Raw genomic sequence first — 9,889 nt, forward strand, 5'->3', positions numbered from 1 at the left:
GCACGCAAAGCCGACCGCAATATGAAGGCAGAGTTTGTCTGGGAGCGCAAGGATCAACTATATGCCTCTGAGTGCGCCACGTCCACTCTATTCTTGACCTTGTTGCGATTCTCGGGTATAACCCAGTTTCCGGTGCGGCTCTGGAGGGCGCAGACTGGAGGCATGAGCAGTGAGCACAATGAGTAAGGGCGAGCCCGAGAACCCGTCGGTCGTCTTGAAGCTGAGCGGGCACACCGCCGTGATCGAGCCGGACCGGTTCACCCCCGGAAGTTTTCAGCTTGTCGTTGATGGAACGCCGCAATCGCACGTGAACCTCGAGCATCCCGACGAGCTGTTCTTCGAATACATCCAGCGGATCGGGCACGTGATCGACCTGCTCGGCGACCCGCACGAGCCGATCACCGCCGTGCACCTGGGCGCCGGCGCGCTGACCCTCCCCCGCTACGTGGAGGCGACTCGGCCGGGATCCCGGCAGCAGGTCGTGGAGATCGAGAGCGACCTGATCGACCTCGTTCGTGCGGAACTCCCCTGGGACAAGCGCGCGCAACTGCGGGTGCGGCACGGCGACGCCCGCGAGGTGCTCAGCAAACTTCCCGCCGGCCTGCGCGGCACCGTCGATCTCGTGGTGGTCGACATCTTCTCCGGCGCACGCACGCCCAAGCATGTGACCAGCCGTGAATTCTTCGCCCTCACCGCTCCCCTGCTGTCACCGCGGGGCGTGGTGGCCGTCAACGTGGCCGACGGCCCCGGGCTCGCGTTCGCCCGCGGTCAGGCCGCGACGCTCTCGGCGGTGTTCGAGCACGTGATCGGCTTCGCGGAAACCCAGGTGCTCAAGGGCCGGCGGTTCGGCAACATCGTCTTCGTGGCCGCGCACACGCCGATCGATCTGAACTGGATACCGCGCCTGCTCGCCAATGGGCCCCACCCCGCCAAGGTGATCGAGGGCACGGAACTCCGGCAGTTCATGGCGGGCTCGCTCGTGGCCACCGACGAGACCTCCACCCAGTCGCCGCTGCCCGGCCGCACGGTCTTCCAGATCGGCCACTGACCCCCTCGACCCTCCGTGTCCCCCGCGTTGGGGGCTGATTCAGGAGATGAATGAGCCCCCGGGGCGGGGATAGGCTGAGGTGTCCCGAAATCATCCCCGGCCTGATCGGCCGCCGTTCGTACAGGAAGACACCCTGAGCATCATCACCGGTTATGACGCAGTCACCCTGCGCGAAAAAGTCGACCCCGCGGCCGCCACCGAACGGCTCAACGAACTCGGCAACATGCGCAGCCTCTCGGCACTCAACGAGAAGGTCAGCCTGCTCCGCCTGCTCGGACGGCTCGATGAGGCATGGGAAATCGCCAACGAGGCCTGGCGCCTGTCCCGTTTTACCGGCGACCGCGAGCAGGCCGTGGCCAGCCGCATCCGTCGCGCCCAGGTGCTGCAATACCAAGGAAAATTCGACGAGGCCGCCGCCGAACTCAACCACTGCATCCTCGATGCCGAGACGCACGAGTGGACCAGCGCCGCCGCCGATGCCCGCCAGAACCGCGGCAAGGTGCTGTTCGACCAGGGCAACCTCGAAGCTGCGCTCGCGGATTTCACCGCCGCGGTCTTCCTGCGGGAAAAAGAGGGAGCCACCGCCGACGAGCTCGAGGGCTGCCTGATCGCCGTGGCCGTCGTGGAGTCGTTCATCGCGGAGCGCGACCGCCCCTGATCCTCCCTCCTTGTGCGTAACTCCTGCAATCTGCGCGCTTGGTTTCGAAGTCGGCCGCGATTCCGGGGCAGAATCGCAGCGCGGTGAGAAATTGCAGGAGTTATGCAGGCGGGAGCAGGTTGGGAGAGGCGCATGGGCAGCAGGGCACGACTGTGGAACCACGACTGTGGAACGTGGATGCATCGACCGGCGCTTCCTCCACAGCCGGGCCCCGGGACTGGCTTGTGAACGACGTCGTGGGCCTGCGCGACGTCGTGTCCGGTCCCGGTGGCACACTGTGGTTCGTGAGCAACAACACCGATGGCCGGGGCAGCCCGGCGTCCGGTGACGACCGGCTCTACCAGGTTGATCTTCAGGAGGGCGATTCGCCACATGGCTGACCTTGAGCGTGTTCGACACTGGGCTCATGCCCTGATCACACTGCACCTGGACCCGAGCTGGACCTTCGCTTTCGACAACGCCAAAAAGCGGGCCGGACTGTGTAACTTCACCCTCAAACGCATCACCGTGTCGCGGTACCTGGCCTCACGGTACGAGGACGACGAAACGCACCAGATTCTGCTGCACGAGGTGGCCCACGCCCTCGCGGGGCCGCGAGCCGGACACGGCCCCAAGTGGCAATCGATCGCCCGGACCCTCGGCTACGACGGCAAGCGCACCCACGACGGTGACATCGCCGATGAACTCGCACCCTGGGTCGGTGCCTGCCCTGCGGGCCATGCGCACTTCCGCTACCGCAAGCCCACGCGAGCCCTGGCCTGCGGCCTCTGCGCACGCGGATATCGCCCGGAGAACGAGATCGTCTGGGCACACCGGGTCATCACCGTGGCCGCACGGCGGCGAGCCGCCGCCTCCGCCGGCCGCTAGCTCGACCGCCCGACGGCTCGACCGCTCGACGGCTCGACCGCCAGACCCCTCAACCGCTCACCCGCCACCTCGTGTGTCGTGGATCTAACAGCGGCCCTCTGACCTTGCCGAAGACGGCTGAACCGAGTTGACTGAGCCCAGCGCAGCGCGCCTGAGGGAGAGGACACCCCCATGACTGTCACAAAGATCAATACCGCCTCTGTTCACCGCAATCTGGCCTTCGCACAGGGGACCCTGGTGGGTCCGGGCCAACGCCTGATGTTCATCGGCGGCCAGAACGGCGTCAACTCCCAGGGCGTGATCGTGGGCGACGACACCCTCAGCCAAACCCGGCAGGCCCTGCGTAATCTGCTCGCGGTACTGGCCGAGGTGGGAGCCACGCAGGAAAACGTGGCGAAGATGACGGTGCACCTCACCGAGAACGCCGACATCGGCCAGGCCTACGCCGCCTCGGCGTCCGAGTGGGGGCGCCACCCGACAGCGACCACGGTGCTCCGGGTGGCGGGGCTGGCGAACCCCGACTTCCTCGTGGAGATCGACGCGGTCGCCGCGCTCTGACACGGCGCCCGTAACCCCCTACTCGGTGACGCGCACGTCTTTCCAGAAGGCCACATAGCCGCTGAAATCTTGCCCGACCCTGGTGAATGCGGCGGGGTACGGGGTGGGGTAGCTGAAGGCCGCGTCGGCACTCACCGTCGTGCCCGCGGTCACCGTGAAGTACTGGCACTCGCCCTTCCACGGGCAGGTATACGGCGTGGTCGTCTTCTGGAGCAACGCGGAGTCGACGCTCTGCGGCGGAAAGTACCAGTTGCCTTCGATCTTGATGAGGTCTTCCTGCGGAGCTTCGGCGATCGTAACGCCGTTGAGTACTGCCTTCATGGGTTCTCCTAACTCGGGGCGGGGTATGCCCCGACTCTAGATCAGGATGCGGGACCGAACCCCGGGCTGGCCGTGACTTCACTGCTCACGTCCAGCTGGGCGGCGGCGCGCACCTCCGCCTCGCGGCCCAGCGCCACGAGCGCCTGCCCGCTTTCCGAGGCGCTGACCAGGTGGCGCACGGCCTTCGCGAGCCCGGCGAAGGCAGCGGATGCCGCAGCGGCCTCTGGCGAACAATGGTCGATTCCGCGGCCGATGAGGGCATCGATCACGGCGCCGGCCGCGAGCAGATCTTCCACCGCGAAGCGGATGCTGTCATCGGCACGCGACGCACCGGCCGCGATCACGGCGACGGAGAAGCGATCGCCCTTCTCGGCCTGACGGGCCAGCACCCACTCGGCCACGGCCGTGCGGTTCACCAACCCGGCCGTCATCACGACGGCCGTCGTGTCGGGGAGACGCAGCGGAGCATCCGTCGGCAGAACGTCCACCAGGATGACCACATCGGCCTGCGGAGCGAGGGAGGAGAAGCCCGCCACGCCCCAGTCGAATCGCACCTGGTACTTCTGCTGCGGGCTCTGTTCTGTCATCTGTTCAGGTTATCGCGGGCACCGCGAGACGAATCCGCGCCGGGGCCGCCAACCGGTCGGCCACACGGGTCAGCGCACGTCGTAACGGGCGAGGGCATCGGCATCCGTCGCCAGGGTCATCGACCGCCGGGCCGTGTCGAGGGCGATGACGGGGTCGGCCTCCGCTTCGGCGAGCGCGAGCTGGCGTTCCGCCTCGGAGAGCCTGGTGCGCGCCGCGGCGTGCACCCGACCGCGATTGGCCGTGGTGAAGTCACGCGTGATGGTGATCTGGCCGCGTGCCGTGAGCAGCGCCCCGGCCAGCGCCGTGCGGGCATTCTCGAGGCGCAGCTGACGATTGCGGGCCTCTGAACGCATCACGTCGAGTCCGTCCATGGCCTGACGCAGGCGCGCGAGGTCGACCGCGGGGTCACTGAGCCGCCCGGGCGTGCGCAGCTCGTCCAGCACCGCCGAGGCGTCCGCGATCACCCGGTTGAGATTGGCGCTGGTGTCGGCCTCCTCGTGCGTGTCCCGAAGGCCTCGTGCTTCGCTGAGCTCGACGATGGCCGCATCCGTCGCCCGCCCGAGGTTGGCGAACCCGATGTGCAGCTCGTCTTCGCCGCTTTCGATGGCGTCGAGCAGCTGGGTCGACGTGAAGAGGGCCTGCTCCGCGGCCCCCATCTGCTCGCCCACCGGTTCGCCGGCGTCGAGCAGCGCCGCGGCCGCATCGGCCGCCCGGTGCGCCTCCGACACGGCCGTCTGGGCGCGCGCAACGTTGCCGCTGATCGGGGCGAGGGCGTGCGGGGTGTAGCTCAGGCCAAGGCGATCCAGACTGCCCGCGCCGCTCTTCACCCGGTCCTGCGCGTGATCCAGCCGACGAACGAGCCGCTCAAGCGCCTGCGGGGCCGTGCGCTCAATGCCCCGCTTGCGCGCGAAGTCACGGGTCTGAGCGGTCAGTCGCTGGGTGGCTTCGTCGGCCAGGGCGCGAATCTGCTCGTTCCAGCGGCGAACGTCGGCGGGGGAATCCACCACGACATCGTCGAGCTTCTGTTGCAGGGCGAAGGCCTCGGTCAGCTGGCGGCGGGACAGCGCCAGGGCCGTCGCGAAGTCGCGAGTGGCATTTTCGCCAAACTGGGCCACGGCGAAACCGAGCTCGTCGGTGGTGTCTTGCACGAGATCGTCGGCGCGCACGAGGCTGATCGCCGCGCTCCGGGCGAGTTCGGCGGCGGCGGCGTTCTCCAGCTGCAGTCGCCCGCGGGTGCGGCGGCGGGCCAGCCCCACGAGCGCGCCCACCCCGGCGGCGACAAACGCGAGAACAACAACCGAGGGTACCCACCAGAACGCGCCATCCATGGGGCGAGTCTAGTGACTGGGCGCTGGGCGTCGGCCTCGTACGGCCGGGCGTTCGCTAGAGGTCGTCGGCGCTCGGGCGGCGCATCTGCTGGCGAATCATGTCGAAATCGTGGCGGGAGATTTCGAGCAGGCCACGCCGCAACTGGTAACCCCAGTTCGGGTCGCCGCGAGTGAGTTCGAGCACCGATAGCAGGGGTCGAATTGAGGTCGCGACGGCATCGGAGTCGTAGTCCGTGCGGCGGCGCCAGGGCCGAAATTCGCCGCCCGGGTCGCCGATCGGCCAGACGGCGGCATCCGCTATCCGCCCGATTGCCGTGAATTCCCGCAGGACTTCGCCCTCGAAGGCGGTTTTCGGGGAGTAGTAGACGATGCCGTCGGCCTCGCCCATGCCTGCGAGGGTGTCGCGCGCGGCAGGGCCGGCCTGGGCCATGCCCATGTGCACTCCGCGGAGCACCTGCTCGCGCTGGGCGACTCCCAGCCAGAAACGAATTGCCACATATCAGTTGTACTGCATTGCGCCGAGCATCCAGACTGTGATGATGCGCGTATTGCTGAAGAAAGTACTCGACTGCGAACCGGATGCCGCCTGGCGGGCCATTCGCAGCCCCGCGGTTTTTCGAGAGGTCAGCTCGCCGCTTCTCGCGGTGGAGTCCCTCGAACCCGACGGGTTTCCCACCATGTGGGGGCCGGGCGACCACCCCGCCACCTTCCGGGCGCTGGGCCTGGTGCCGATGGGCACGCAGATCATTCGCCTGAAGGAGCTCACCGAACGGCCCGACGGCGTGCGGATTCTGCGCGACACCGGCGAGGGCGTATCGGGGGCCCTCTCCGCCGTGACTCTGTGGGACCACCGGATGGCGATCGCGCCCGACCCGGCCGGCACGGGCAAGACCCTCTACCGCGACCAGCTGATCTTCCAGGCGGGCCTCGGCACGATCGCCCTCTGGCCGAGCTTTTGGGCGTTCTGGCAGCTCCGGATGAAGCGTCTCGAGCAGCTCGCCCCCACCTGGCGCTACGACCTGGGGGTCGACGTGGTCGTGGCTCCGGCTGCGCCTGCAGCCCCCGACACCACCGGCGACTAAACCCCCGAGGCCGTCCGCTGCTCGGAGCATGCTCAACATCTCCAGCGAATTCGCCGGAGACACCCGATTTCGGGTCCGCGGCGGTAGCCTGCTTTCATGAGTTCATCCTTGGGTGCATTGCAGATCGTCGACTGGCGCCGGCGTGTTTTCGGACTGTACGCGGGCGTGCGCCAGCTGAGCGTGCAAAGTCCGGAGTCCGGCCACGAGCTGTGGCGATCCGGGCGTGACGAGCTGTTTGCGGGACATCCGTCGTCACCCCTGCTGCCCGACGACCGAGCCGCGTTCACGGGCCTGCCCATCGCCGCGTACGACCCGGACTGGCGGTTCGAGGTGGAGGTGCACCGCGCGGAGCATCCGCTGCGGATCGCCGTCGAGACCGGAACGGATGGCACGGTGCCCTTCGATCTTGTCGGCACCGTACGCCTGCCCTACCTCGGTTCCCTCGATGTCTGGCACATCGGCAATTACGCCGGCGGGCTCTTTCTCCCGGTCAAAGACGCCCTGGCCGGGCGGGCGGGCGGCACGTACGGCGGCGGACGCTATCTGCTGGACACCGTCAAGGGCGCCGATCTCGGTCCGGGCGTGAACGACGACACCCTGATTCTCGATTTCAACTTCGCGTACAACCCCTCGTGCGCCTATGACCCCATGTGGGCCTGCCCGCTGCCGCAGCCGGGCAATACGATCGACGTCGAGGTGCCCGTGGGCGAGCTCTACAACACCGAGCTGCACACCGCCGAGATGCGCATTGCCGAGCTGCACAACGCGGAGCTGAGCAGCGGCGAGCACTACAACGGCGGGCTCTTTAACGAGTAGGTGCACGCAGCATGAGCTCCGTCAGACGGCCGATCGTGACCCTCACCATGAACCCGGCACTCGATCTGAGCACCTCGACCGGTCGGGTGGTCAGCGAGCACAAATTGCGCTGCGGGCCGACCCGCCTCGATCCGGGCGGAGGAGGCATCAACGTTTCGCGGGTGATTCACCTGTTCGGCGGCGAGTCTCTGGCCATCTACGCGGTCGGTGGGTTGACCGGCGCGGCCCTGCGCCACATGCTCGACGTCGAGGGGGTCTCCAGTCGTGCGGTGCCGATCTCGGGCACCACGCGCCAGAGTTTCACCGTGGACGAGTCAGACACCGGCGCGCAATTCCGCTTCGTGCTCCAGGGACCAGAGCTGACCGAGCCGGAATGGAAGGCCTGCCTCGCTGCGGTGACGCAGACAGCCGTGCATGCCGGCTATCTGGTCGCGAGCGGCAGCCTGCCGCCGGGAGTGCCCGAGGACTTCTATGCCCGGGTCGCGCGCGTGGCCCGTGACAGTGGGGCACGCTTTGTGCTGGATGCCTCCGGAGCACCGCTCCGGGAGGCCCTGCAGGAGGGGGTTTACCTCGTCAAACCGAGCCGTCGCGAACTCGGTGAACTCGTCGGGGCACGCCTGGACACCGACGAGAGTCAGGTGGATGCCGCCTGCGGTCTGGTCGCCGCCGGCTCGGCCGAACTCGTGGCACTGACCCGCGGCGCGGAGGGTGCCGTGCTCGCCTCGGCCGCCGGTGTCGCCCGACTGTCGGTGCCGACCGTGCGCGTGCTGAGCACCGTCGGAGCAGGCGACAGCTTCCTCGGCGCGTTCGTGCTGCGCCTCTCCGAGGGCGGCGACACGGACGCTGCTCTCCGTTTCGCCGTCGCCACGGGCAGCGCCACCACAATGACACCGGCGACCGACCTCTGCCGACGGGAGGACGCGGAGGCCCTCGAGACAACGCTCCCGCCCATCACGCGGCAGCCGGGGCGCACGTGACCAGCCGCGCGTCCACGGCATGATATGCTTCGAATACTTGCGAGTGCGTAGTTGCGCTTGCTGCGTCGTAGAACGCCCTCTTCTTATCGCGGCAGCCCCTGGGGCCGGCCCGATTTCCGAATGAAACATTCTTACGGCGAACGGATGTGCCCTTTGGCACCTTCGCCATGTGAATCCTCCTGGTTCCGGCAGCCGCATGCGCGGCCTCGGTTCGGGCGAGGAATCTGATGCCTGAAAGGCACCACTCTTGACCGAAGTTAATGCAGTCAAATTCAGCGCGCTCGGCGTGCCCACCCCCCTCGTCAACATCCTCTCTGCACAGGGAATCGACAGCGCGTTCCCCATCCAGGTCGACACGCTCCCCGACACCCTGAAGGGTCGCGACGTTCTCGGCCGCGGCAAGACCGGCTCGGGCAAGACCCTCGCCTTCTCCATCCCCATGGTGTCCCGCCTCGGCGGCACGCTGGCCGGCGGCAAGCGCCGTCCGGGACGCCCGCTCGGCCTGATCCTCGCGCCGACCCGCGAGCTCGCCACGCAGATCACCAACGCGATCACCCCCCTCGCCGAGGCGTACGGCCTCAACACGACCACCATCTTCGGTGGCGTCTCCCAGAACCGTCAGGTGTCCGCCCTCAAGTCCGGCGTTGACATCGTCGTGGCCTGCCCCGGCCGCCTCGAGGACCTCATGAAGCAGGGCTTCGTGAACCTCGACTCCATCGAGATCACCGTGCTCGACGAGGCCGACCACATGGCCGACCTGGGCTTCCTGCCCGTCGTCACGCGCATCCTCGACAAGACGCCGTCCAACGGACAGCGCATGCTCTTCTCCGCCACGCTCGACAACGGCGTGGACAAGATCGTTCGCCGCTTCCTGCACGACCCGGTGATGCACTCCGTCGACGAGGCCAACAGCCACGTCTCCGCCATGACCCACCACGTGTTCGAGGTCACCGGCGTCGACGCCAAGAAGGACCTCGTGCAGAAGCTGGCCTCGGGCAGCGGACGCCGCATCCTCTTCATGCGCACCAAGCACCAGGCCAAGAAGCTCGCCAAGAGCCTCACCGACTCGGGAATCCCCGCCGTCGACCTGCACGGAAACCTCTCGCAGGTCGCCCGTGACCGCAACCTCGCCGCGTTCAGCGCCGGCGACGTGAAGGTTCTGGTGGCAACGGATGTCGCGGCTCGCGGCGTACACGTGGACGACATCGAACTCGTCATCCACGTCGACCCGCCCGCAGAGCACAAGGCGTACCTGCACCGCTCGGGCCGCACCGCCCGCGCCGGCAGCGCGGGTGACGTCGTCACCGTCGTGCTCCCCGAGCAGAAGCGCGATACCGACGCCCTGCTGCGCAAGGCCGCCATCAAGGTGACCCCGCAGCGCGTCGACGCCGCCTCCCCCGCCGTGGACGCCCTCGTCGGCGACGTGGCCGCCTACGTGAAGCCGCTCCCCCCGTGTCGAGCAGCCGCAGCAGCAGCGCCAGTCCCAGGGCGGTCGCTCGCAGGGCGGACGTTCACAGGGCGGACGCTCGCAGGGCGGCAACGGCCAGCGCAGCGACCGCGACAGCGGTGGCCGCGGTGGACGCGACTCCGGTGGACGCGACGGCGGCGCACGCGACAGCGGCAGCCGCGAGGTCCGCGGCGGACGT

12 protein-coding genes and 1 pseudogene are annotated in these 9,889 nt (G+C 68.1%); 9 read left to right on the forward strand and 4 right to left on the reverse strand.

Going from position 1 to position 9,889, the window contains the following annotated elements; translation table 11 throughout:
- The first annotated feature begins 178 nt into the window (after positions 1 to 178).
- From JF66_RS10870 to JF66_RS10890, 5 genes are all read left to right on the forward strand, one after another.
- The gene (locus tag JF66_RS10870; protein ID WP_035877805.1) at positions 179 to 1,048 is read left to right on the forward strand and encodes a spermidine synthase; all 870 of its coding nucleotides are present in this window, start codon (positions 179 to 181) and stop codon (positions 1,046 to 1,048) included.
- Positions 1,049 to 1,127: 79 nt separating this feature from the next.
- Positions 1,128 to 1,706 carry a hypothetical protein gene (locus JF66_RS10875; RefSeq protein ID WP_231556379.1) on the forward strand — a complete coding sequence of 193 codons (579 nt, stop codon included), beginning with the start codon at positions 1,128 to 1,130 and terminating at the stop codon, positions 1,704 to 1,706.
- Between the two features lie 173 nt (positions 1,707 to 1,879).
- Positions 1,880 to 2,086: a hypothetical protein gene (locus JF66_RS10880; protein WP_035877807.1), complete on the forward strand. Its 207-nt coding sequence runs from the start codon at positions 1,880 to 1,882 to the stop codon at positions 2,084 to 2,086.
- Entirely contained in the window at positions 2,079 to 2,573 is a 495-nt protein-coding gene (locus tag JF66_RS10885; RefSeq protein WP_035877809.1) for a SprT-like domain-containing protein, read from the forward strand. Before JF66_RS10880 ends, JF66_RS10885 begins: the two co-directional genes overlap by 8 nt.
- A 171-nt stretch (positions 2,574 to 2,744) precedes the next feature.
- Complete coding sequence (locus tag JF66_RS10890) at positions 2,745 to 3,131, forward strand: RidA family protein (RefSeq protein ID WP_035877811.1); 387 nt, start codon at positions 2,745 to 2,747, stop codon at positions 3,129 to 3,131.
- An 18-nt stretch (positions 3,132 to 3,149) separates the two neighbouring features.
- Here the strand turns inward: JF66_RS10890 and JF66_RS10895 are convergent, their stop codons facing one another.
- From JF66_RS10895 to JF66_RS10915, 4 genes are all read right to left on the reverse strand, one after another.
- The gene (locus JF66_RS10895) at positions 3,150 to 3,452 is read right to left on the reverse strand and encodes a DUF427 domain-containing protein (protein ID WP_035877813.1); all 303 of its coding nucleotides are present in this window, start codon (positions 3,450 to 3,452) and stop codon (positions 3,150 to 3,152) included.
- 41 nt (positions 3,453 to 3,493) lie between these two features.
- Positions 3,494 to 4,039: a 2-phosphosulfolactate phosphatase gene (locus JF66_RS10900; RefSeq protein ID WP_035877815.1), complete on the reverse strand. Its 546-nt coding sequence runs from the start codon at positions 4,037 to 4,039 to the stop codon at positions 3,494 to 3,496.
- A gap of 69 nt (positions 4,040 to 4,108) precedes the next feature.
- On the reverse strand, positions 4,109 to 5,368 hold the full coding sequence (locus JF66_RS10905) for a hypothetical protein (RefSeq protein ID WP_051973429.1): 1,260 nt from the start codon (positions 5,366 to 5,368) through the stop codon (positions 4,109 to 4,111).
- Positions 5,369 to 5,423: 55 nt separating this feature from the next.
- A complete protein-coding gene (locus JF66_RS10915) occupies positions 5,424 to 5,864 on the reverse strand; it encodes an EVE domain-containing protein (protein ID WP_231556380.1) in 441 nt (146 codons plus the stop codon).
- 43 nt (positions 5,865 to 5,907) lie between these two features.
- Here JF66_RS10915 and JF66_RS10920 point away from each other — a divergent pair, with 43 nt between their 5' ends.
- The 4 genes and pseudogenes from JF66_RS10920 to JF66_RS10935 all read left to right on the forward strand — a co-directional run.
- The gene (locus JF66_RS10920; RefSeq protein WP_035877823.1) at positions 5,908 to 6,450 is read left to right on the forward strand and encodes a hypothetical protein; all 543 of its coding nucleotides are present in this window, start codon (positions 5,908 to 5,910) and stop codon (positions 6,448 to 6,450) included.
- Between the two features lie 96 nt (positions 6,451 to 6,546).
- The gene (locus JF66_RS10925) at positions 6,547 to 7,266 is read left to right on the forward strand and encodes a DUF1684 domain-containing protein (protein WP_081882320.1); all 720 of its coding nucleotides are present in this window, start codon (positions 6,547 to 6,549) and stop codon (positions 7,264 to 7,266) included.
- Between the two features lie 11 nt (positions 7,267 to 7,277).
- Positions 7,278 to 8,243 (forward strand): 1-phosphofructokinase family hexose kinase, encoded by a 966-nt coding sequence (locus tag JF66_RS10930; protein ID WP_035877820.1) that lies wholly within the window; start codon positions 7,278 to 7,280, stop codon positions 8,241 to 8,243.
- Between the two features lie 247 nt (positions 8,244 to 8,490).
- Positions 8,491 to 9,889 (forward strand): annotated as a pseudogene (locus tag JF66_RS10935) (DEAD/DEAH box helicase); the annotation flags it as partial.

The organism is Cryobacterium sp. MLB-32, assembly GCF_000738085.1.
GTDB lineage: Bacteria > Actinomycetota > Actinomycetes > Actinomycetales > Microbacteriaceae > Cryobacterium.

Bases quoted from the DNA above. Each gene is read 5' to 3' on its own strand.
- JF66_RS10870 (WP_035877805.1), top strand. From the start codon at position 179: ATGAGTAAGGGCGAGCCCGAGAACCCGTCGGTCGTCTTGAAGCTGAGC.
- JF66_RS10885 (WP_035877809.1), top strand. From the start codon at position 2,079: ATGGCTGACCTTGAGCGTGTTCGACACTGGGCTCATGCCCTGATCACA.
- JF66_RS10890 (WP_035877811.1), top strand. From the start codon at position 2,745: ATGACTGTCACAAAGATCAATACCGCCTCTGTTCACCGCAATCTGGCC.
- JF66_RS10895 (WP_035877813.1), bottom strand. From the start codon at position 3,452: ATGAAGGCAGTACTCAACGGCGTTACGATCGCCGAAGCTCCGCAGGAA.
- JF66_RS10900 (WP_035877815.1), bottom strand. From the start codon at position 4,039: ATGACAGAACAGAGCCCGCAGCAGAAGTACCAGGTGCGATTCGACTGG.
- JF66_RS10905 (WP_051973429.1), bottom strand. From the start codon at position 5,368: ATGGATGGCGCGTTCTGGTGGGTACCCTCGGTTGTTGTTCTCGCGTTT.
- JF66_RS10920 (WP_035877823.1), top strand. From the start codon at position 5,908: ATGCGCGTATTGCTGAAGAAAGTACTCGACTGCGAACCGGATGCCGCC.
- JF66_RS10925 (WP_081882320.1), top strand. From the start codon at position 6,547: ATGAGTTCATCCTTGGGTGCATTGCAGATCGTCGACTGGCGCCGGCGT.
- JF66_RS10930 (WP_035877820.1), top strand. From the start codon at position 7,278: ATGAGCTCCGTCAGACGGCCGATCGTGACCCTCACCATGAACCCGGCA.